Raw genomic sequence first — 20,245 nt, 5'->3', positions numbered from 1 at the left:
TCTCCTAGGTCTTGGTGTAGTAGGTGCGCCAGTCCGCCAGCGAGCCGCCCCCGAAGTCCTTCCACATCCGGGCGAACCTGTGGTTCTCGGAGGGGAGTTGGTAGCGGCGGGAGAAGATCGGAACGGCCTGGCAGTGGCAGTGCGGGTGCGCGCCGAACGCGGCCGTGCGCTTCGACTTGTAGACCGCGCCGCGCGAGGCCATGAGCGCGCAGAAGTAGCAGGGGTTCGCGTCGGTCTTGCGGTAGTAGCCGATCGCCCCGGGGTCGTCCTGCAGCGCGGCGTGGATCGCGTCCCGACCGGCGTCCTGGACGAGCATCCCGCCCGCCCCCGTGCTGCCGGTGCGCAGCGACTCCAGGAACTCCTTCTCCCAGGCGATCAGCTCGGCGTCGTCCAGCGCGGCCGAGCCCCGGCCGGCGCGCTCGCGCTCGTGCCGGGCGACGCGGTCGGCGACCTGGTGGCGGAACGCCTCGGCGGCGCGCTCGGCCTCGCGGCTGAGGTCGGCGGCGGGGAAGGGGTTGCGGGTGTCCACGGGCAGAGGCGTCGACGGTCCGGAGCCGGTCCGCTTGCCCGTGAGCTTGTTGAAGTCGGCCCACAGGGAGCCGAGCGAGGAACCCGGGCGGTAGCCGGGGCCTCCGATCACACGGCCGGTCTCCAGCGCCCGGACCAGCCGGTAGAAGGCGACCGACAGCGCCCGGGAGGCCACCGCGGATTCGCGGATCGCCGCTGCGTACTCGGCTTCGAGCTCGGTCAGCGAGCTGGCGACGTCGCGGGCCTCGACGGCGGCCAGGGCCTCCGCCCAGCGGGCCGCGAACCTACCGGCCAGCGCTTCCTGCGCGAGCTGGTACGCGGCCACCGCCCGCAGGATCTCGGCGGACCTTGGAATCCACGCCACCGGCCGTCGCCTCCTTCTGCTGCTTCAGGGCCTCGGCTTCGGCCTGCTCCGCCTTGCGGGCGGCCTCCTCGGCGGCCTTCACCGCCTCGTCGATATCGGCCTGGCTGAAGCCGGGGACCTTGCGCAGCGCGACGCTCAGGGGGACGCCCTGCTGCATCAGCTTGACCATGGCGTCGGCGGCCTGCGCGAGGCTGCGGGTGGCCTTCTCGGCCCACTCGACCTGGCTCTCGTCCTGGGCGATCTCGCCCCGGCCGGCCGCGAGCGCGCACAGCCGGAACACCGACTCCCACGACTCGCCCAGCGAGTCCTGGAGCGTGGACAGGAACCGCTTGAAGCTGGTCTCCGCGGCTGCGAGGGCGTCGGCGCTCAGGTTCACCAGGTTCGACCCGGCGAGGTAGTGCGGCGGCACGTCGGCCAGACCCATGATCTCTTCGATCGTCTGACGGCGGGAGGCCAGCAGATCGCCGGTCGGCATCGCGGGGAGCTGCCCGAACTTCGCGTCCGAGTTGGGCGCCATCAGCAGAGTGGAGGGGTCCAGCGAGGGAACGTCGTACACCGGCTCGCCGGTCTCCGGATCGCGCAGCGGGTCACCGGTCTCGGGGTCCAGGCGCTCGGAGGGGGCGAGGCCGGTGGCGAAGCGGATCGCGTGGGCGCCCCAGTGCTCGGTGAGCAGCAGGGACAGCGTCTGCTGGTTGAGGCGGTCCTGCGGCGTGATCAGGGGTTCCACCAGGCCCCTCGTTCGGCCCCGGAGGTCCACGGCCGGGGAGAAGCGCACCACCGGGCACACGTTCATGCCGTGCGGCTCGAAGCCGAGCACCGCGGCCTCCGGCTCGGCCTCCAGGTCGACGGTGTACCGGCCCACGTCGTCCCACAGCCAGGCCAGCGTGCGCTGCTCGTCCGGCTGGTGCTCGGGCACGTGCAGCGCGTACACCGGGAACTCGTCCCACGCCGGGTCGGTGTACACGGCGACGGTGTTGATCCCGTCGTATGCGCGGATCGAGGGCTCACGGCGGCCCTTGCGCGGGTCCGGGGTGACCACCACGTAAGCCGCGCCGCTGGTGAGCGCGGCGCGGTGGACGGCGTTCTGTCGCTCGTCCAGCCGGTTGTTCTGCCAGTACCGCCACTCGTACGCGTTCTCGCCCGAGCCCGGCTTGCGGAAGCCCTGCACGCGCAGGGCGTTCAACGGGGCCTCCACCGCCAGGGCGGAGACGTTCACGATCGAGCGCTTCACGAGGTCCTTGAACTCCGCGTTGGCCTTGGCCGGCATCCACGGCGCGCGGTGCAGGCCGCGGGCGTAGCGGTCGACCAGGTTCAGCCGCTCGGCGTCGCGGTCGATCACTCCCTTCGCGTGGCGGGCACGCTGGAGTACGACGGGGAGGGACATCAGAACCCTCCTCGGGTCTGTAGCGTTCCGGGCTGCTTCGGGGGCTTGAGCTTGCCGCTCTCCATGAGGCGGCGAAGGGCGATCCAGGCGATCACCATCGTGGCGTAGAGGTCCACCTTCAACTTCGACTCCCGGGACTCCTTGCCGAACCCGATGCCGAACTTGTTCGGGCGCTTGCGGGCGTTCATGGTGTGCCGGGTCAGCGAGTAGTCGCGCACGTGCGGCAGGGCCCGGGCCTCGATCGCACCGACCATCGCCATGTGCTCGACCGTGATCTCGCGCTGGTTGGCGCGCATGTCGAACCCGACCGACGACTTCCCGGACGCCTTGATCAGCAGGTGCTTGCCGTAGGTCTCCGACCAGTCGGCGATGCGACCCTCCCAACCGTTCACGTCGGCGAAGAACGCGACGACGGTGTACTTCTGGAAGACGTGGTCGACCATGTCGTTGACCTCGGCCCCGTCGACTTCCCAGTTCTTGCCGGCCGGGCCGTCGGGCTTCTCCCACAGCGCGAGCGGCTGCACCAGCCGGTCCCGAACCCGCATGCCCAGCAGGGCAGTCGAGTCGTCGGTCTTGCCGCCGTCGAAAGCCAGGACGATCCGCTCGCCGGGCTTGATGCCGTCGGCCGGCTCCACCGTGGCCAGGTCCCAGGTGTCCCGCTCCACCAGCGCGTCATCGTGGCTGGAGAGCTGGTTGAGGTACTTCCGGCGGGACTCGTCCTCGGACGTGCTGGCCGACCAGATGTCCTTCATCACCCGCTCGGGGTTGATCCAGACCGAGTCGCCCCGGGCGCACAGGATCGCGGCACGCAGCTGGTCCTCGTCGGCGAGGTCGACCCCGGGAGGGGCCTCCACCGAGTCGTAGTAGATGCCCGCGTCCCTGTTGACGCCGTCGCGCTGCTTCTCCCAGGCGTACCACGTGCCCTCGGCGACCGACTCTTCGCCGATCACCGGGGCGTTGGTGATCTCCATCGTTCGCCCACCAACCTTGGTGGCGTTGGGGCGAATTGTGGCCGCTAGGCGGGGTCCCTGGGTGGCTTCCACCCAGTGCCACGTTTCGTTGAGCAGGGCCAGAGATGGCCTGCCGCCCTCCGCGGCGCGGAAGGAGGAGGCCTTGGCCTCCAGGCGGCACTGCCGGCCGTCGGTGTCGGTCTGCGAGGCGTAGCAGACCTCTTGGCCGAGCTTGATCGCGTACCGGTCGATCGCGGCCTGGGAGAAGATCGTGCTCAGCGCCGACATCGTGTTGACGTTCTGGCCGGCCGCCGTCGCGAAGATCTGCACCCAGCTCTCCTGCGGCGGTCCGCCGACCGGCGAACCGTCGTCGCGGAAGCCCACCAGGCGGCACGGACCGACGAACTCCATCGCGCAGACGGAGGCCATCATCGGGTCCTTGCCCCAGCCCTTCAGGCGGCGCAGGGTGCCGGACTCGTGCCGGAATCCGCGGCCCCAGGTCTCGGGGTCGTTCGGGTCCTCGGGCACGGCGTCGTCGCGCAGCTCGTACCAGCGCGCCAGGATGCGGCACTGCTCCGGGGTGTACTTCCAGTCCGGCCGGAACGCCCGGGCGCTCCAGCGCAGCAGCTCACCCGCCAGCGTGCGGTGCGGGTGAGGAACGGTGTCCGGGATCGTGCGGAGCGGCTCGTAGGTGATGGTCAGGACGGCCACCTCCTACGGCTGGGCTGCCTCCCGGCGGGCGCGGTCCTCCAGCAGCCGGGCCGCCTCCATGGAGACGTGCTCACCGGCCGCGAAGGGCGTGGTCATGTCGTGGGCCCACAGCTCGCGGGCCATGGCATGCGGGACCTCGGAGTCCAAGCACGCCTCGTAGTAGACGATCGTCCGCGCGATGCGCAGGGACTCGTCCGAGGGGCCGGCGGCCCGTGCTGCCTTGCGGCGTGCCACGGCGGGCTCCTCTCAGACTCGGTTGCCCCAGCGGGCGCCCACGGCGTCGCGGGCGTTGTGGCCACGGCGGTTGCCGTCGCCCTCCCCGCGGATCTTGGCGAGGTGGCCAGCGGCCTGCGTGCGGTTGAGCTGGGCCTGCGCGATGCCGGGATGGAGAACCATCATGTCCTTCCGGTTCCCACCCTCGATCATCTGGCCCTCGCGCTTCACCACGGCGTCGAGCTGGGCCGCGCGGGCGAGCATCGGCGCGGCGACGTCGATCAGCGCGAGGTCGGTCGGCTCAAGGTCGAGTTCGGTCTCGTACAGCTCGACCAGCGCGGCGCGGATCACCGCCGGGTTCTTCTCGGTCGGGTCGACGTTCAGTGGACCTCCCCGGGGTGTGGTCGGCGTGTTCGGGCGGGCTGCCAGCGATCCGCGGCGGCCCTCTTGCGGGCGCGGCCGGCGTCGGCCGCGTCCTTGCGGAGCACGTGCCAGTCGCACAGGGCGCGGAGGTTGGCGGGGTCGTCGGAGCCGCCCTCGGAGGCGGGGACGATGTGGTCGCAGTGGCGTGCGGGCTCGGCGCACGGCTCGCCGGTGTCGTAGCGCACGTGCTGGCAGCGCCAGGCGTCGCGGTTCATCACCGCGCGGCGAAGGCGGGCCCAGTGCGGGGGAAGAGGAGTCGTCCGGCGCGAACTCGCGGCCACGGCAGCCTCCTTGAAGCGCAGGGCCCCGCCAGGTGCTCGACCTCGACCGGGGAGAGAGGGCCGGTCGGGGAGCGTTGCCCTGGCGGGGCTACGGGCGGAGGCCGGCCGGGGTGCCGCTGCAACGGGGTGCGCGCACGCGCGCGAAGCCGCCTCCACATGTATTAAGCGGGGGCGGTTAACACGCGGCCGACGCCCGCGGCCTCACTCTCCGCATTCAGTGCGTGGCAATGAGTTCATCCCCACTGGTCACGCTGCGTGAATCAGCTGGAAGAAGGGGTCGGCCGGCGTTCGCATCGGATCTCGACTGCTATGACGCTCCGGGCAATAAAGGAACGCGCACGGGAGGCACCCCCCGGGTCCCCTCGCAGCAACCGTTGAGTTGCCGCCTCGACACCACCAAATCCCTTGCCTTGCCTGTGAGTTCACTTCGCTTCGCGCGAGCGCGCGTCTTCCGCCTTCGGCCGAAGCGAGCGCTTCGCTCTATGTGATGGGCGTCACTCGACATGCATTGGACTTCCACTGCATCTCTGGTGCAGTGTTGGTCCTGCAAGCGACGGACCGACCGAAACGAGATCACGATGCGTAACCACTTCACCCCGGCCGCCCTGGGCCTGGTCATGCTGCTGGCGGGGTCGCCGTGGCAGACGCACAACTGGGGCGGAGGGGTCGCAGCAGCCCTACTGACCGCCCTTCTCGCCCACTGGGGCAAGCAGGTGCCCGCCCTGGTTAAGCGGACCGTCCAGGGCCCGGCAGTGGCCGCCGTTGAGCCGGAGCCGGTGGCCGTCACCCCCGCCCCGGTGAACGCCTACGACCGCGACCGCGCCGACGTCCCCACCCGCCGGGGCAAGCGCAAGCGCCGCGACGCCCGCTGACCACCCCGCCTCGACACCCCCGGAGAACCCGCGATGAACCCCCGCCGCACCCTCGCCGTGATCGCCCTGTCCGCCGCCGCACTCGGCGGGTGGATCACCGGCAACACGTTCAACGAGCCTTCCCCGGTCGACGCCGTACAGGTGACCGCCTTCAACGACGGGTGGGTCGAAGCCATGGCCGACGCCTGCGAGCAGGGCAGCGCGTACGCCTGCGACTGGCTTGCCACCACCCGCTGAGCCACCGACCACCGCACCGCCCGCACCACCGCAAGGAACACGATCATGAGCACCACCCTGACCGCCGAACTCCTCGCCGCCACCGAACACCACTGCCACGCATGGGACTTCGTGCACCGGATGGAGGCGGAGGCGGACGGCTACGGATGGGCCAGCCTCGGCATGGTCATGGACGGCACAGGCAGCCTCCTGGAGGACGGGGAAGGCTGGCACCAACACGAGTCGGACGCCGTCCGCGCACAGTCCAACTGGCAGGCCGCATGCCGGATCATGGGCGACGCCGCCGGGGAGCGCGGGACGCTGTGGGACACCTGCGGCGAAGGGATCATCTACGACGCCGGGTCCTTCCTGGCCAGCGACGCAGCGCGCCGGATCGCGGACAGCCTGGCCGGGTACCCGCTGCTGGACGACGACGACCACACCGAGCGGGAACACGCCGCGATGGTGGAAGAGATCGAAGGCTCACCCCTCACCCTGCCGGACGGCGTCGACGGTGAAGACGTGCTGCGCGAACTGTCGTCCCCCTCGCTCGGCGAGATCACCATGGCCATGGTCGAGGAAGCCCTGTCCGGCCTGGGGTACACCGCCTGCTCCGACTGCGACGACTGGCTCACCCCCACGGACGCCCGGCGCGGTGAGCCGCTGTGCCGCGACTGCGCCCTCAACGAGACGTCCCACCCCGACACCGGAAAGCCCCTGACCGCCGTCCTGAAGCCCTACCTCACCGGCTACGCCACGCAGCAGGGGGCCGCGTACCGCGAAGACGTCCGCGCCATCGTCCGGGGCTCCGCGCAGGGATACCGCGCCGTGTACGGCCGCGCCGCCTGACAACAGGCCCCACCCCCTCCAACTCCCCAGCACAGAACGGAAAGCACCACCATGACCCGCGCCACCGCCCTTGCCCTGTCCGGCTACTGGCCCCGCCTCGCCAAGCTCGGCATGGACCACCCCGACCACGTGGCCGCGATGTTCGACGCCTTCCGCGACATGCGCCACGACCCGGAGTACGCCCGGGGTCTCGATCTCCTGCTGGACGAGCTGTTCGACGCCCCCGACACCGTCTGACGCCCGGCCCCCCCAACGCCCCGCACCGACCCGAGAGAGACCCCACCGTGAGCCGCACCGCCGACTACCTGACCGAGCTTGCCGAAGACGTCGGAGTCGTCGCAGAGCTGGAAGCCCTCACCGCCTACGCCGCGTACGTGGGCAACGCCGAGTACGCCGTGCAGACCTTCGAAGACGCCTACGAGGGCGAGTGGGACAGCCTGGAGGACTTCGCCCACGACCAGCTCATGGAGACCGACGACGAGTACCGCGCGGCCGTCGAAGGATGCCGGGGCTGGCGTCCCGAGGTGGACCTGATCGCGTGGGGCTGCGACTACTTCCACGCCGCCAGCGGGCACGTCTTCCGCTCCCTCTGAGCTGTGCGCCCCTGGTGAGGGCCCAGCGCCCCGCCGGGCCCCCGCCAAGGGTGCACAGACACCAGACCCCACCCCCACACCGCCCCCGGAGTACAGCCATGCCCGAGACCCTGACCACCCCCACCCCGGAACTGCGCTGCCCGTGCGGCGGAACGTTCACGATCACCGTCCCCGCGTTCCTGCACGTCGTCCAGGACGAAGACGGCAGCGTGGAACTCATCGGCACCGGCCTCGACGTGGAGAACGCCAAAACCGAGTGCGACTCCTGCGACCAGGCCGCGCCCGCCCACCTGGACGACACGATCAGCAACGCCGTGTGCAGCGCCGACAACGAGTTGTGCGGCATCTACCTCTAACCCCCACCCCCCACACCCGACCGGAGCCCCCCGTGACCACCACCGCCCGACTGCGCGCCGTCCTCGCCGCCCACACCGCCTTCGAGAACGAGTGGGAGCAGGCGTTCCACGCCATCCCCTCCTACAACCCCGACCCGGCCGACGGCGAGTTCCACACCAGCGACGACGACTGCGACCACTACGACGACCTGTGCGCCGCCCGCGAACGCGCCTCCCGCGACCAGCTGTTCGCCACCGCCGAAGCCCTGGACGCCCTCCTGCGCGACCTCGAAGCCGCCACCGCCTGAGACACCAGGCCCCACCCCCTCACGCCGAAGGAACAGCGCCATGACCACCATGCAGCTCCAAGCGCTCGTCGACCGCGTCCGGGAGAACGAAGCCGACTGGGAAGCCCTCTTCTACGACCGCATCCCGACCTACGACCCGCACCACCCCGACCAGCCCGCCGAGGACCGGTACATGGGTGCCTACGACGAGGCGAACGCCGACCGCGCCCACCAGTGCCGGGAACTGCTGCTCGACCTCACCGCCGAACTCGAAGCGCTCATCCGTGGGACGGAGAGCGGCCGGTGATCCGGGCCGCCGACGTCGAACCGGACCCCGCCGAGCTGGACGAGCTGCGCGCCCGCGTCGCGGCCGTCACCGCCGCGAACACCGCGCTGCGGGCGGAACTCGCGGACCTCCGGGCGGCCGTCCTCCGCCTCCTCCAGCGCCACTGACACCAGGCCCCACCCCCACCACCCCGCACCACCGAAGGAACAGCGCCACCATGAACACCCCCGGCACCTACGCCTACGACACCCTTGTCGGCCAGCTCGGCGACCACGCCGCAGGGAACGGCGCGATGGCGTACGGCACCGAAGCCGACAGCCCGAGCACCAGCCCTCACCTCCTGACCCAGCGCCTCGCCCGCCACGCCGTCCACCACGGCGCGACCCTCACCCCCGAAGCGGGTGGAGCCGTCGCCGTCGAGTGGCCCCGCCCCGGCCGCACCGTCCGCGTCGTGTGGCGGCCGGTGATCCGGGCGGGGTGGGTCGACCTGTCCGAAGCGCTGCCCGAGTGGACCGCCGACAGCCGGGCGTACGGCAAGGGCGCCCTGGACGCCGCCAGGCTGCGCGGCTGGCGGCTGAGCCGCGAAGGGTTCCGCGCCTGGGCCGAAGCCACCGGCGGGACGGGCGACGACGGCGAGTGGTTCGCCTACGAGACCGGCCAGACGGACTGGTGGATCTCCTACGACGCGAGCCGCTGACACCAGGCCCCACCCCTCGGCCGGCGTCACCCGCCCCGAGGCCGGCCGGGCCCCACCGCCCTGCCACCACACCCCACCTGTAGGAGACAGCTGTGCCCCGCTTCGCCGTCTACATCGACAACACCGAGACTTTCCGCTTCGTGGTGGAGGCCGACGACTACGACGCGGCCGAAGCCGCCGCCATGTCGGCGTTCGAGAGCGACGCCCGCGCCGACGCCTACAGCCACGGCCACGAACCGACCGTCCACGACCCCGAGCCCCTGGACGCGCTCCCCGCCGCCGCGTGACCACCCGCCGCTGACACCAGGCCCCACCCCCACGCACCACCGAAGGAACAGCGCCACCGTGACCACCCCCGCCGCCCTCACGACCACGCTCCGCCTGCCCTACCAGCACGAGGAGAAGGGCCAGTTCACGACGAAGCACCGCACCGTGACCGTCACCACCCCGGCCGGACAGAGCGGCGCACAGACGACGCACACGAAAGCCGTGCAGCTCGCCCTCGACCTGCCCAAGGTCAGCAGTCCTGGCAGCGCGGTGAAGATCGGGCCCAGTCCCCGTCCCGCCACGAAGCCCAGCCGGACCCGCACGAAGGGGGCAGGGTGGCAGCGCTGGACCGAGCCCGACGGCACCGTGCGCTACGGCGTCGCCAGCGAGACCCACCCCAGCGTGCTCGGGCTCGCCTGCCCGGAGGTCCGCCAGCCCCGCGCCCGCTTCCGCATCGTCGTCCCGGCCGACGGCGGAGAGCCGTTCGCCATCGCCACCGCCCCCGGCTTCCCGTGGATGCGCGACAAGCACACCGAGATGATCCCCGTCCTCCTTCAGGACTGCCTGCCCGGCCTGCTCGTCAACGGCACCGTACTGGCGGCCTGACCCGCCCCGGTGCGGCCCGGACACCCCTCCGGACCGCGCCGAGGCCCGGCCAGACCCCAGGCCCCACCCCCCGAGCAGCACCGGAGAACAAGCAGCATGCCGAAGTACATCGTTGCCGTCGACGTCATCACCGTGCACGTGGTGCCCGTCCTCGCCGACAGCCCCGAAGCCGCCCAGACCGCAGCCGAGCGCATCGTCACGGCCGACTGGGAGACCTGGTACGACCACACCGAGCCCCTGGTCGTCGGCGACGCCCTCACCGAAGCCGAGTGGGACGCCGAGCAGGAAGCCGACAACCGCCGCCGCAGCACCTGGCACCAGGCCCCGCCCCGGGCCCGCCGGCCGAAGCAGGACACCCCCGCGGCCACGTTCACCGCACCCCGCACCGACCACCACGCCGACGGCACCCCCTGCCCGCCCACCCACAAGCACACCAGCTCGGGCAAGCCCCTGACCGAAGGCTGCCCCGGCCGGGCCTACTCGAAGGCCGTGTGCACCTGCGGCTGGGAGACGAAGAACGCAGGCAAGGGCTACACCGACGAGACCCGCCGCCGGCACCTCGCCACCGAGCACCGCTGACACCAGGCCCCACCCGCCCCCGGAGAACCCCGTGCACGACACCCCCGAGCCGCTGCGGGTCATGGACCTGCCCCGCCACCTGACCTTCGGCTACGCCCGCCCCGGCACCCCACCGCACGCCGCCCTCGTGGACGGCCCCGAACGCCGAGCACTGTGCAGCCCCGACACCCCGCTCGCCCCGGACTGGGCCCTCAACGGTGACCCGCTCTGCCCGGCCTGCGCGCCCCTCGTCCACCCCTGACCCCGCACCCCCCGGAGACACCAGTGCCAGCCCCCACCCGATACACCCTGACCTACCCGACCGCCCACCCCGAGCAGCCGCCGACGGCAGTCCGGTTCACCGCCGCCCCCGACGCCAAGGGCACCTGGACCGTCGAGAGGCAGCCGTACGGAGCGGCCGGCCGCATGCCCACCGGCGACCAGCCCCGCCAGTACTTCGGAGACGACGCCCAGGCCCGCGCCGAAGCCGCCTACCGGGGACTCGTCGTCCGGGAGTGCCTGCACCTCGGGCAGCTCCTCGACGTCACCCTGGAGCCCCGGGACATCCGCTTCCACGACGGCCACCCCACCATCGACGGCATGGACGCCGGCCAATGGCTCGAAGCCCTCGGAACCGACTGACCCACCCCGCCGACACCAGGCCCCGCCCCCGCCTCCGGGTGAGGGCGGGGTGTGCCGAAGTGCCGTATGTCGGAGCCCGATTCAGGTTGGTTCCCACCGTTGTAGTGCTGTTTATATATTTTTTTTAAATGTCATAAAAAATGACATAACGACATAGACCCTTACGCTGTCCACTCACTCCATCACCCAGAGTGACCCCAGGCCCCACCCCCAGGAGACCCCAGTGACCACCCCCGCCCGCGTCCCCTGGATACCCGGGGGCGGAACCGCCCTGGAGTGGGGCCTGCGCGACGCCTGCCCCGTCGGCGTCGGCCCCGGCGGCTACCGGGGCGAAGGCGGCAAGGTGTGGTGCCTGTCCTGCGGCGACCGGTACACCGGGCGCCCGGCCCAGGTCGGCGACGACCACCACCACCGCGACGACGCCCACCACGCCGCCCGCCTCCACGCCGACGACCACGAAGCCGAGATCCGCAGGTTCGTCGCCGCCGAGCGCACCCGCGAGACCCGCGAGAAGTCCGGGTGGACCAGCAGGGTGTACGGCCTCGTCTCGGCGGCCACCCTGCCCCCTGGCGAAGGCGGCGTGTGGTGGGACGGCACCGGCTACCGCCTCGTCCCCGCCGGAGCCCGCCACGACGCCAAGGGCCGCCGCGTGCGCCGCCGCGTCGTGGAGCTGGCCCTCGCGGCCGGCTTCCTCCGCCAGGACGAGCACGGCGACGTCGTCGCCACCCCGGACGGCCGCGCCATGCTCCGCATCTGGCAGCACCACCGCACCGACCTCGCCGACCCCTGGCCCGCCCGCCACGAGCCCCAGGCCCTACCCCCGCTCCCCGGCGGCCACGAAGCCGCACGCCGCCGCGAGAAGGCCCGCCAGCGCATGCTGGAGCTGGAACGCCAGGCCGCCCAGAGCCGGGCCGAGTTCCTGCGGCGTCGCGAGGAGGCCGAGCGGCAGCACCAGGCCGAGCTGGCCGCCGCACGCCAGCGCCGAGCCGACGCCCAGGCCGAACGCGAGCGCGCCCAGCGGGCCCGCACCGGAGCGGACATCGACCTGACGTGGTCCGCGGTGGGTGCCGACCGCTGGAGCGTCACCGGCAGCGGCCACGCCCGCCGGCTCGACGTCACCCTCAACGACCGCGACTTCGCTACCGACATGTACGAGATCCGCGAGAACGGCCACTTCCACTCCCGCCACCCCTACCCCCACCAGACCGAGGCCGCCGTCCGGCAACTGCTCGCCGACGGAGTCGAGATCGGCCTCTGGACACCAGGCCCCACCCCCGCGGCTTCCACCCGGTCATGCTCCACCGGCTCCGCCGGCCGCTGGCACCAGGCCCCACCCCGACCCACCCGAACGGAAGGACACACCCCTGATTCCCCACCCCGCCAACCTGCTGCCCGACGGCCAATGGGACGACCGGGTCTTCGACCTCACCTACGAGGGACGCCGAGGCCGCTTCCGGGTCGTCCGGGGCCTGGGCGAACAGATCGGCACCGTCGAACTCCGTGGGCGCGCGTGGATACCGAAGACCACCGAGGGCTCCCCGCCGGGCACCCTCCCGCCCGGCTACGGCTACCAGCTCCGAGCCGTGGCCGGCATCGAACTGTCCATCGCCGTCCCGCTCCCGCCGCCGGGGGAAGAGGAGACGTACCGGGTGGTGCCAAGCCCCACCCCGTCGTCGTGACTCGATGACGAGGGCCGGGAACGGCAAACACCCCTGCCTCCGGCGGAGGCAGGGGTGTCCTGGGCAGAGTGTATGGAGAGATGCTTCTACAGGCCGAGCCGTGTGCGGATGGCGGTCATCCCGTCCGCCATGGCGACGAACTCCGCAATAGTGTGCCGGACTCCGAGGATCTCGGGGTTCTGACTGTCGCCCTGAAAGACCCCGATCAACCGCCCGTCCTCACCTAGGATCGGCGCGAACGTCGCGCAGGCACCGTTCGCCTCGCTGAACGGCGACTTGAAGCGATCCTCCATGGGCGGAGTAACGTCGTACAGTTCCTGCTTTTCCATGGTTAGAGGAATTCCTTACTTGCGGATCTGATCAGCTCTAGCGATTCAGTAGAACTGAACGCCTTCCCACACAGGTAGTCAAACCTACGCCGCCGTGCCCGGACCTCCTTCGGGTCGTCCAGGATGGCGACGCCCGTCCCGGTGTCCATGGTCGCGACACCGGGGTCGTTCGGGGTGGGAAAGTCGATGATCGTGAGGTTCAGCTGCGAGGCGGCAGCACCACCAGCGGCGAAGGGGATGACCCTCACCGTGATGTTAGGCAAGTCTGCCATCTCGATCAGGCGATCCAGCTGCTCACGCATTGCAGCCGGACCACCGACGTGGGGGCGAAGAGCAGCCTCGGAGACCAGAGCATCCACGATCACCGGCCGGTCGGCTCGGGTGACGATCTCCTGGCGCTTCACTCGAACAGCGTGTTGAGTGGTCAGTCGTTCCGCGCCGACCTCGACTGAAGCGAACTCGTCCACGCCCTGCATGTACTTCTCGGTCTGGAACGGCCAAGGGATCAGTCCGCCGGAGGCAATACTGACCTTCGTCGCTACGTCCTCCAGCTCGATCAGCTTGACCAAGCTTCGCGGGAGATCAGCGACATACTTGGTCCACCACTCCGACTCCGCCGCCCGCGCTTCGCGGATCTCGGCCATCAGATCGAGACGAATGGCCTGGTCAACCTCATAGAGATCAAGCATCTTACGGAGCTGCTGATCAGTGGGGAGCTGGGCCCCCTTCTCGATCCGGGATACAAAGTCCTGACTCTTGCCCAGGGCCTTGCCAACAGTGACCTGGGTGAGGCGCGGTCGCACGTCCAACCGAAGGGCGCTCAGTCGCCGGCCGACGCTCGCCGCAGCACGGGCTGCTTGCGGCCTGGTACCCACGCCTATCACCTCTTCATCCAGCTGCATCGTCTTTGGATGAGCGTAGCGCGTCCTGAGGGCAGCATGCCTCCCAGGAGTGAACTTTGAAGGCTCGTCAGGCTGGGGGTTGCGTACGCAGTTAAGTACGCGGAACACTATTCGGGCACCACCCGCTACGAGCCATCTGCGGAGTGTAGTGCGTCCGCGATGACGCACGGCTCCCTCCGGCCGACCTGTGGAGGAGCTGTGCAAGCCGTGTTCGATCACGCCCACCTGAGCACCATCGTTCGTCTCTTTCGATCGGAATCCTTCGAACCTGACCCCACCTCGGTTCGCAGCGTCCGGCGGCTCATCACGGAGTCGTGCCAGGCCATCGGGAGCGACCCCGATGACCCGGTGCTCGTCGCCTGCGAGCTGGCGACGAACGCGCTCCGGCACGCCGAGACGCCGTACCAGGTGACCTTCGTGGCGCTGTGGAACAGGCTCCCGTGGATCGAAGTGATGGATCGCTCCACGGACCTCCCGAAGCCCCGCATGGCCGGCACCTACGACACCGGCGGCCGAGGCTTCGAACTGGTCACGGAGCTGACCGCGTCGTGGCACTGGGACCTCAACCCGGTCGACCGCTACAAGATCGTCTGCGCCACTCTCAAGGGGGACTTCGATGAGGCCGGCGGACAGCATGTCCATACAGCCTTACCCGCAGGACAGCTCTCCGCTCCGCCGGGGCCGGATCTCCGTCGAAGAACTCGGCCCGTCGCGGTTGGAACGCCTCGGTCAGCCTGACTGCCCCATCCTGCTGACCCTGAGCGGGATCGGCCTCGACGCCACCGAGAGCCAGCCCCCTCCCCCGATCGAACTCCGCCTCACCCGCAAGACCGTGGTGCGGCTGGAGAACAAGATCCGAACGGTCCTCCGCCCCACGGTCGGGACCGCGCCTTCGAACCCCCAGACCAGCACCGCGCCGCGACGAGGGCGGATCTCCGTCGAGGAGATCCCGCCGGCGCAGTTGCAGCTCCTCGATCGTCCGACGCAGTCGTTCCGGATGACGCTCAGCGGTATCGAGCCGGACCCCTCCGGGGAGTGCCCCCCTCCCGTGATCGAACTCCGACTCAACCGGTCGATGCTGGAAGACCTGCAAGCCAAGATCCGGGCCGTCCGGCTCGCATCGGTCGTGAACGCTGGCCGGGCCGCGAACACGGAGCCCCCCTTGGTCCGGCGTGCTCCCGGCCAGGCGCTCCAGGAGCACTTCGGCACCGAGCAGATCGAACAGCTCCACCAGGACCACAGCCACCAGGCGCCGCCGGCCGATCTCATGCAACGGCTACTCGACGGCTTAAGACGGATGGAGGTGACATGACTACCACTGCCGAACCCCCCGTCCAGGTCGAGCTGGACGTCCCCCTCACAAGCTTCACCGCGGAGTACCCCTACGTACCCGAGTCGGCCGCGCTGGCCCGCTGGCTCGTGGACGCCGCCCTGGCCGGCTGGGAGCTGTTCGACCTGATCGACAGCGCCGTGCTGGTGGTGAGCGAGTTGGTCACGAACGCCATCGAGACGGCGTGCTGCCGCAAGCTCGGGCTCTCGATCCAGCGCCTAGGCGAGTGCACGGTCCGGATCACGGTCAGCGACGGCTCCTGCTCGCTGCCGGTCTTCGTGGACGCCGGCCTCCCGGCCGGCCCCGACCACGTACCCCTGCGCGGGCGGGGGCTCCTGGTCGTCAACCGCCTGGCACACCGCTGGGGAGTCAACCTGTACGCCTGCGGCAAGGACGTGTGGGCCGAACTCCGACTCCGTCCGCAGTCCCGCGCCCGCTAGCCAGCGGCCACCAGGCACCCAGCTCGCTCGAACCGCTCACCCTTCTCTTGAGAAATGAGTATTCAGGTATGCACACGGAATGGCTCTGGGAACGCGCGCACCTCATGCACGCCCAGTTGAAGGCGCGCTCCGAGAACGCGCCGGACCTCCTGAGCCTGCTGATGTTCAGCTTGCAGGAGTGCATGGGCAACGCGGCGCTGAACATGCTGAAGCTGCGAAAGATGCGGCCCAGCCAGAAGGCTGTCGCCACCAGGGACCTCCAGTCGGCCTTGGCCGTGATCGCGATGACGGCCCTGGTGGCACTCGTGGAGTGCTCCGAGGACGCGCCCGAGGTCTTCCGATCGGAGGTGGGGCCCCGAAATTAGAGCCTCGGGGCGACCCGCGCCGGGCTGTCATCTATTGGCAGCCCGGCACCCATCTATCACCCTATCTCACTTGTCGAAATAGGGGGCTTAGTCATGCCCAAAGGCAGAAACTCCGGAATGCGAAGTTCCCTATAAATAGTACCGCCGAAAGCGCTTTAGTGGATCTCCGATGTCGGCTATGTTAATGACACCTTCGAGAGCACATCCCGCGTCGGGGTGATCGTCTCGAAGATTCCTTCCGGCATCCGCTGGAAGGAAGCTCGGGAAAGGAGAGCACATGTCGTTCGACATCTCGGCGGTCATCGGGGCCGACCCGGAGATCAGCGACGCCCTCACCGGCGTCACCGACGTCACCACCCAGGGGCAGGCGACCTTCTCGGCCGGCAGCGTCGTCACCGACGACGACCAGATCGCCGTCGACCTCGTGGACTCGGCGTCCGAGAACGCCGGCCTGGTCGAGCTGCTGGGCGTCCGGCGCACGGCCCTGCTGATCGCGGCCTGATCCCGTGGGGACCGTCATCACGGCCGTCGTGCTGACGGCGTGGTTCATCGTGTCGGCTGTCGGCCAGTTGACGGTTCCGCGGCGACTGCTGGACCGGTTGAGGGCCTGGGATATCTTCGGGGTTGTTCCGAATTACAGATTCTTCGCGCCCCGACCGGTCCAGCACGACTATCACCTCCTCATGCGGATGGCAGGACCCTCCGGAGAATTCGGCCCCTGGCATCAGGTTGCCGGCCCTCCGGAGCGCTGCTGGTGGCACATCGCCTGGAATCCGGACCGTCGTGCATTCAAGGGCTTGTCCGACGTGATGTCCGTCGCCCACCGCTTTGATGTGCAGAGGCCGCGCGCCGTGCAGGTATCCCTGCCCTACCTCGCGATTCTGAACTACGTCACCGCCGTGGCATCGAGAGTCCCAGACGCCCGCGAGGTTCAATTCGTCCTGGCGATCTCGCATGGCGTTCTCAGTGACGAGAGCCCGGACGTTATCTTCAAATCCGGCCGCCACCACCTCGGAGAATCCCGGTGATTCCCTCCTCCGCAATCCGCCTCACGGAGATCATCGCCGGAATCGGCGTACTCATCTCCTCTCTTGAGGTCCTGGCTCGGCCTCGAAGCACCGACAACAGCTCCTGGAACAGTTGGCGTGTCCTGCGGCTGCGCCGACGCTGGACTTCGACGGGACGCACCGGGGCCATGGTCGACGGCCTGTTGGGGTACCCCCGCGACCTGATCGGCGTGGCGGTGCGATCAGTGGCCGCCGCCGCGCTGGTCCTGGCCGCCCCCTCTGGGGCCTGGCAAGCCCTTCTACTGTGGCTGGTGACGGCGTCGCTGGCGCTGCGCGGCCTCCGTGCCCCCTACGGCGGCGAGGGCTCCGATCAGGTGCTCCTGATCGTCTTCGGCTCGCTGGCGATGGCGCAGACCTTCGGTGGTCAGCGGATCGCCCTGTGGTTCATCGTCGCCGAGGCGTGCCTGGCGTACTTCTCGTCAGGGTTCGCGAAGGTCCTCCACTCGGAGTGGCGCGACGGGACCGGCCTCCTAGGAGTCCTCCGAACGCGTTCATGGGGCAACGCCTGGGCGGCGCGCCGACTGGCCGGACGGCCCGCTCTGTGCCGCTGGCTGTCGCTGGCCCTGGTCAGCGCGGAGACGGCGTTCCCGCTCGTGCTGCTGACGCCGCCTCCGCTCCTTCCGCTGCTGATCGGGCTGGCCCTGGCCTTCCACATGATCATTGCAATCACCATGGGATTGAATTGCTTCGTGTGGGCGTTCGCGTCCTGCTACCCGGCCGTGGCGTACGTCGTCCTGGGAAGCGTCCGATGACCAGCCGGTCAGCTCAGCCGGTCCAGCTCGCCTTCGATCGTGCCCAGCACCCGGTCTTCAACCTTGGGGATGCCGATCTTCGCGATGATCTCCCGGAAGAAGCCGCGCAGGACCAGGTGCCGCGCCTCGTTCTCGTCGATACCTCGGGACATCAGGTAGAACAGCTGGTCATCCTCGAATCGCCCGGTCGCACTCGCGTGGCCAGCGCCGACGATGTCACCGATCTCGATCTCCAGGTTCGGGACCGCATCGGCACGGGCGCCAGCCGACAGCAAGATGTTCCTGTTGGCCACGTAGGTGTCGGTGCCCTTAGCCGCGGAACGGATGAAGGCATTGCCGATCCACACACTTCGGCTATCCCGGCCATGCACAGCGCACTTGTAGTTGACCCGGGACGTGCAGTGCGGCCCGGTGTGGTCGGCGACGGGCCGGTGCTCGATGTGCTGGCCTGCCTTAGAGAAGACCAAGCCGGACAGCTCCGCGTCCGCTCCGGGCGCTTCGAAGGTCAGGGTGGGGCTGACGCGGACCGCCGCGCCACCGAGGCTGACAGTGGTCAGCTTCAGCTTGGCGTGGTGTCCGAGGCTCGTGTGGTGTGCCGAGACGTGGACGGCATCCGGACTCCACTCGTGGAGGACCACCACGGCCAGGTCGGCGCTCTCCTCGACAACCAGCTCGACGTTGTCCGCGAAGCTCCCCGAGCCGGTGTAGGTCACCACGACGGTGGCCTTGCTGAACCTGCCGGCCCGGATCGTCACGTGGCCGTACGCCGCGGTGCCCTCTCCCGGGCCGGTGACTCCGACCATGACGGGCTCCGTCGCGATCGTGTCCGGTGGCACGGTCACCAGCAGTGCGTGGGTGTGGCTGCGCCAGGCTTGAGCTGCAACACGGTCGGCCGGCGCGACGGCCGAACCGATCCGGGGATCCTCCCCTCCGGCTCCGGAGGCGACGACCTCAACGCGGACTCCGCTCTCCAGCCGTGCGGGACCGAAGTAAAGGCCGTTGTCGCGATGTACGGCAGTCCCGTCGTGCAGCCCGTTCAGCCGCCACAGCGGGGTGAACCGCCAGTCCTCTTCTCGGCCCTTCGGGATTTCGAAGGCGTCAACATCGAGAGAGGTGAAGCGGTGGATCGTGGACAACGCCAGAACATCGCCGCCGGCATGGCCGGCCGCCAGTCGTTCGTCAGGAAGCTCCATCCTGGCAGCCTACAGCCAACTTGCCGCTACCAGAGGCCAGTTGGTTTATGTGATCGATTCGCCTCAGGCCCCGCCCCCGTGCGCGACCTCAGCACCACACGGGGCGGGGCCTCCTCATACGAACCTACGAACGGACACCCCATGCCACCCAAGATCCCCGAGCCCACCGGCAAAACTCGCGCCGACCTGATCGACGCCTACACGAACGGCACCCCCGGGTACAAGCTCGCCAAGGGCTACGGGGTGTCCCAGGGCACCATGTCCAAGTGGCTCCGGGACTGGGAGGCCCCCAAGTACCAGCCCAGCGCGGACACGGACCCCCGCGTGGACCGCGCGGAGGCGACCCGGCTCTACAACAACGGGACGATCCCCGCTGCGCTCGCGCGACGCTACGGCGTCACTACCTACCGCATGAGGTCACTTCTCAGCGCGTGGGAGGTCCCCCAACGCGACCTCCGTCAAGCCGCCCACCTCCGCCACGACAACGCCCGATACCCGGCTGGCACCGCCCCCCGGATGGACCGCAAGGAGGCGACCCGGCTCTACAACGAAGGCACGTCTCCCAAGAAGCTCGCGCAGCGCTACGGGATCCCCACCTCCCGCATGAAGTACCTGCTCCGCACCTGGGAAGTCCCCCTGCGCAACCAGCAGCAGGCCGCGCGGGTCCGCGTGGAAGCCGCAGCACGGGCGCTCGATGCTTACCGGCTGTTCCCGTGACGGGAGGGGCGCGGACCTCACCACCTCACCCTGTTTCCGCAGGTCGGGAACAAGGTAGAGGGGTGTACCGTTACCCCAGGACTCCGGCCTGGACACGTACGACGCCAACACCGCGCTCGGCCTGCCCGAGGACGGCCGCGACTACACCGCGGCCGCCCAGATGCTCGCCGCGCTCGACGCCACGGGCATCGACCTGCTGAGCAACAACCCGGACAAGGCGGCGCAGCTGGCCGACCTGGGGATCGTCGTGCGGCACCGGGTGCCGACGGGGGTGCACCTGTCGGCCAGCAACGTCCGCTACCTGCGGGCGAAGGTGGAGCGGACGGGGCACTCGATCGAGCTGTCCCGGCTGGTCGGCTGAGCTGCCGCACGGGCGCTTGGTGACAGATGACAGCTGACAGATTTCAAA

At 69.9% G+C, this 20,245-nt stretch carries 33 protein-coding genes and 1 pseudogene; 25 read left to right on the top strand and 9 right to left on the bottom strand.

Annotated features, from left to right (window positions below):
* Window positions 1-4 precede the first annotated feature (4 nt).
* From ACFY4B_RS20170 to ACFY4B_RS20145, 6 genes are read right to left on the bottom strand one after another with little or no spacing between them, the layout of a single operon-like run.
* Window positions 5-892 (bottom strand): hypothetical protein, encoded by an 888-nt coding sequence (locus tag ACFY4B_RS20170; protein ID WP_387969513.1) that lies wholly within the window; start codon window positions 890-892, stop codon window positions 5-7.
* Entirely contained in the window at window positions 813-2,276 is a 1,464-nt protein-coding gene (locus ACFY4B_RS20165) for a phage portal protein (RefSeq protein ID WP_387969510.1), read from the bottom strand. Before ACFY4B_RS20165 ends, ACFY4B_RS20170 begins: the two co-directional genes overlap by 80 nt.
* Complete coding sequence (locus ACFY4B_RS20160) at window positions 2,276-3,937, bottom strand: terminase (protein ID WP_387969507.1); 1,662 nt, start codon at window positions 3,935-3,937, stop codon at window positions 2,276-2,278. Before ACFY4B_RS20160 ends, ACFY4B_RS20165 begins: the two co-directional genes overlap by 1 nt.
* Before the next feature lie 3 nt (window positions 3,938-3,940).
* Window positions 3,941-4,171, bottom strand: a complete 231-nt coding sequence (locus ACFY4B_RS20155; RefSeq protein WP_387969504.1) for a hypothetical protein — start codon at window positions 4,169-4,171, stop codon at window positions 3,941-3,943.
* Between the two features lie 12 nt (window positions 4,172-4,183).
* Complete coding sequence (locus ACFY4B_RS20150; RefSeq protein WP_387969501.1) at window positions 4,184-4,501, bottom strand: hypothetical protein; 318 nt, start codon at window positions 4,499-4,501, stop codon at window positions 4,184-4,186.
* A 29-nt stretch (window positions 4,502-4,530) separates the two neighbouring features.
* On the bottom strand, window positions 4,531-4,854 hold the full coding sequence (locus ACFY4B_RS20145) for an HNH endonuclease (RefSeq protein WP_387969498.1): 324 nt from the start codon (window positions 4,852-4,854) through the stop codon (window positions 4,531-4,533).
* A gap of 578 nt (window positions 4,855-5,432) precedes the next feature.
* Here ACFY4B_RS20145 and ACFY4B_RS20140 point away from each other — a divergent pair.
* The 16 genes from ACFY4B_RS20140 to ACFY4B_RS20065 all read left to right on the top strand — a co-directional run bounded on the left by ACFY4B_RS20140 (window position 5,433) and on the right by ACFY4B_RS20065 (window position 12,749).
* Window positions 5,433-5,726 carry a hypothetical protein gene (locus ACFY4B_RS20140; protein ID WP_387969495.1) on the top strand — a complete coding sequence of 98 codons (294 nt, stop codon included), beginning with the start codon at window positions 5,433-5,435 and terminating at the stop codon, window positions 5,724-5,726.
* A gap of 33 nt (window positions 5,727-5,759) precedes the next feature.
* On the top strand, window positions 5,760-5,963 hold the full coding sequence (locus tag ACFY4B_RS20135) for a hypothetical protein (protein WP_387969492.1): 204 nt from the start codon (window positions 5,760-5,762) through the stop codon (window positions 5,961-5,963).
* Between the two features lie 45 nt (window positions 5,964-6,008).
* Window positions 6,009-6,791 (top strand): hypothetical protein, encoded by a 783-nt coding sequence (locus tag ACFY4B_RS20130; protein ID WP_387969489.1) that lies wholly within the window; start codon window positions 6,009-6,011, stop codon window positions 6,789-6,791.
* A 51-nt stretch (window positions 6,792-6,842) separates the two neighbouring features.
* Window positions 6,843-7,028, top strand: coding sequence for a hypothetical protein (locus tag ACFY4B_RS20125; protein ID WP_387969486.1), 186 nt, complete (start codon window positions 6,843-6,845; stop codon window positions 7,026-7,028).
* Between the two features lie 47 nt (window positions 7,029-7,075).
* Complete coding sequence (locus tag ACFY4B_RS20120) at window positions 7,076-7,384, top strand: antirestriction protein ArdA (protein ID WP_387969484.1); 309 nt, start codon at window positions 7,076-7,078, stop codon at window positions 7,382-7,384.
* A gap of 98 nt (window positions 7,385-7,482) precedes the next feature.
* Window positions 7,483-7,740: a hypothetical protein gene (locus tag ACFY4B_RS20115; protein ID WP_387969481.1), complete on the top strand. Its 258-nt coding sequence runs from the start codon at window positions 7,483-7,485 to the stop codon at window positions 7,738-7,740.
* 32 nt (window positions 7,741-7,772) lie between these two features.
* Entirely contained in the window at window positions 7,773-8,027 is a 255-nt protein-coding gene (locus ACFY4B_RS20110; RefSeq protein WP_387969478.1) for a hypothetical protein, read from the top strand.
* A 40-nt stretch (window positions 8,028-8,067) separates the two neighbouring features.
* Entirely contained in the window at window positions 8,068-8,313 is a 246-nt protein-coding gene (locus ACFY4B_RS20105) for a hypothetical protein (protein WP_387969475.1), read from the top strand.
* Window positions 8,310-8,459, top strand: a complete 150-nt coding sequence (locus ACFY4B_RS20100; protein ID WP_387969472.1) for a hypothetical protein — start codon at window positions 8,310-8,312, stop codon at window positions 8,457-8,459. Before ACFY4B_RS20105 ends, ACFY4B_RS20100 begins: the two co-directional genes overlap by 4 nt.
* Before the next feature lie 50 nt (window positions 8,460-8,509).
* Window positions 8,510-8,989, top strand: a complete 480-nt coding sequence (locus ACFY4B_RS20095; RefSeq protein ID WP_387969469.1) for a hypothetical protein — start codon at window positions 8,510-8,512, stop codon at window positions 8,987-8,989.
* Window positions 8,990-9,081: 92 nt separating this feature from the next.
* Window positions 9,082-9,276 carry a hypothetical protein gene (locus ACFY4B_RS20090; RefSeq protein ID WP_387969466.1) on the top strand — a complete coding sequence of 65 codons (195 nt, stop codon included), beginning with the start codon at window positions 9,082-9,084 and terminating at the stop codon, window positions 9,274-9,276.
* 58 nt (window positions 9,277-9,334) lie between these two features.
* Window positions 9,335-9,862, top strand: coding sequence for a hypothetical protein (locus ACFY4B_RS20085; protein ID WP_387969463.1), 528 nt, complete (start codon window positions 9,335-9,337; stop codon window positions 9,860-9,862).
* A gap of 96 nt (window positions 9,863-9,958) precedes the next feature.
* On the top strand, window positions 9,959-10,441 hold the full coding sequence (locus ACFY4B_RS20080; protein ID WP_387969460.1) for a hypothetical protein: 483 nt from the start codon (window positions 9,959-9,961) through the stop codon (window positions 10,439-10,441).
* Window positions 10,442-10,472: 31 nt separating this feature from the next.
* Window positions 10,473-10,682 (top strand): hypothetical protein, encoded by a 210-nt coding sequence (locus ACFY4B_RS20075; protein WP_387969457.1) that lies wholly within the window; start codon window positions 10,473-10,475, stop codon window positions 10,680-10,682.
* A 23-nt stretch (window positions 10,683-10,705) separates the two neighbouring features.
* Window positions 10,706-11,062, top strand: a complete 357-nt coding sequence (locus ACFY4B_RS20070; protein WP_387969454.1) for a hypothetical protein — start codon at window positions 10,706-10,708, stop codon at window positions 11,060-11,062.
* A gap of 223 nt (window positions 11,063-11,285) precedes the next feature.
* On the top strand, window positions 11,286-12,749 hold the full coding sequence (locus ACFY4B_RS20065) for a hypothetical protein (protein ID WP_387969451.1): 1,464 nt from the start codon (window positions 11,286-11,288) through the stop codon (window positions 12,747-12,749).
* Window positions 12,750-12,827: 78 nt separating this feature from the next.
* Here ACFY4B_RS20065 and ACFY4B_RS20060 read toward each other — a convergent pair whose 3' ends face one another.
* The gene (locus ACFY4B_RS20060) at window positions 12,828-13,070 is read right to left on the bottom strand and encodes a hypothetical protein (protein ID WP_387969448.1); all 243 of its coding nucleotides are present in this window, start codon (window positions 13,068-13,070) and stop codon (window positions 12,828-12,830) included.
* A gap of 2 nt (window positions 13,071-13,072) precedes the next feature.
* On the bottom strand, window positions 13,073-13,972 hold the full coding sequence (locus tag ACFY4B_RS20055; protein ID WP_387969445.1) for a helix-turn-helix domain-containing protein: 900 nt from the start codon (window positions 13,970-13,972) through the stop codon (window positions 13,073-13,075).
* A 207-nt stretch (window positions 13,973-14,179) separates the two neighbouring features.
* Between ACFY4B_RS20055 and ACFY4B_RS20050 the strand changes: the two genes are divergently transcribed.
* The 7 genes from ACFY4B_RS20050 (at window position 14,180) to ACFY4B_RS20020 (ending at window position 17,926) form a co-directional block, all read left to right on the top strand.
* On the top strand, window positions 14,180-14,710 hold the full coding sequence (locus ACFY4B_RS20050) for an ATP-binding protein (RefSeq protein ID WP_387969442.1): 531 nt from the start codon (window positions 14,180-14,182) through the stop codon (window positions 14,708-14,710).
* Window positions 14,688-15,284 carry a hypothetical protein gene (locus tag ACFY4B_RS20045; RefSeq protein WP_387969439.1) on the top strand — a complete coding sequence of 199 codons (597 nt, stop codon included), beginning with the start codon at window positions 14,688-14,690 and terminating at the stop codon, window positions 15,282-15,284. The genes ACFY4B_RS20050 and ACFY4B_RS20045 overlap by 23 nt, the downstream gene beginning before the upstream one ends.
* A complete protein-coding gene (locus tag ACFY4B_RS20040) occupies window positions 15,281-15,742 on the top strand; it encodes an ATP-binding protein (protein ID WP_387969436.1) in 462 nt (153 codons plus the stop codon). The genes ACFY4B_RS20045 and ACFY4B_RS20040 overlap by 4 nt, the downstream gene beginning before the upstream one ends.
* 68 nt (window positions 15,743-15,810) lie before the next feature.
* Complete coding sequence (locus tag ACFY4B_RS20035) at window positions 15,811-16,107, top strand: hypothetical protein (RefSeq protein ID WP_387969433.1); 297 nt, start codon at window positions 15,811-15,813, stop codon at window positions 16,105-16,107.
* A 277-nt stretch (window positions 16,108-16,384) separates the two neighbouring features.
* Entirely contained in the window at window positions 16,385-16,609 is a 225-nt protein-coding gene (locus tag ACFY4B_RS20030; protein ID WP_387969430.1) for a hypothetical protein, read from the top strand.
* Window positions 16,610-16,613: 4 nt separating this feature from the next.
* A complete protein-coding gene (locus ACFY4B_RS20025; protein ID WP_387969428.1) occupies window positions 16,614-17,135 on the top strand; it encodes a hypothetical protein in 522 nt (173 codons plus the stop codon).
* Window positions 17,136-17,302: 167 nt separating this feature from the next.
* On the top strand, window positions 17,303-17,926 hold the full coding sequence (locus tag ACFY4B_RS20020) for a hypothetical protein (protein WP_387969425.1): 624 nt from the start codon (window positions 17,303-17,305) through the stop codon (window positions 17,924-17,926).
* Window positions 17,927-17,934: 8 nt separating this feature from the next.
* Here the strand turns inward: ACFY4B_RS20020 and sufD are convergent, their stop codons facing one another.
* Window positions 17,935-19,119: a Fe-S cluster assembly protein SufD gene (sufD, locus tag ACFY4B_RS20015; RefSeq protein ID WP_387969422.1), complete on the bottom strand. Its 1,185-nt coding sequence runs from the start codon at window positions 19,117-19,119 to the stop codon at window positions 17,935-17,937.
* Window positions 19,120-19,260: 141 nt separating this feature from the next.
* Here sufD and ACFY4B_RS20010 point away from each other — a divergent pair, with 141 nt between their 5' ends.
* Both ACFY4B_RS20010 and ACFY4B_RS20005 read left to right on the top strand, forming a co-directional pair.
* The gene (locus ACFY4B_RS20010; protein WP_387969419.1) at window positions 19,261-19,836 is read left to right on the top strand and encodes a hypothetical protein; all 576 of its coding nucleotides are present in this window, start codon (window positions 19,261-19,263) and stop codon (window positions 19,834-19,836) included.
* Window positions 19,837-19,912: 76 nt separating this feature from the next.
* Window positions 19,913-20,197, top strand: a pseudogene (locus ACFY4B_RS20005) (GTP cyclohydrolase); the annotation flags it as partial.
* Window positions 20,198-20,245 lie beyond the last annotated feature (48 nt).

Source organism: Kitasatospora sp. NPDC001261, from assembly GCF_042896795.1.
GTDB lineage: Bacteria > Actinomycetota > Actinomycetes > Streptomycetales > Streptomycetaceae > Kitasatospora.
The sequence above is the reverse complement of the archived record's forward strand: the minus strand, read 5'-3'. Positions and strand labels throughout refer to the sequence as shown.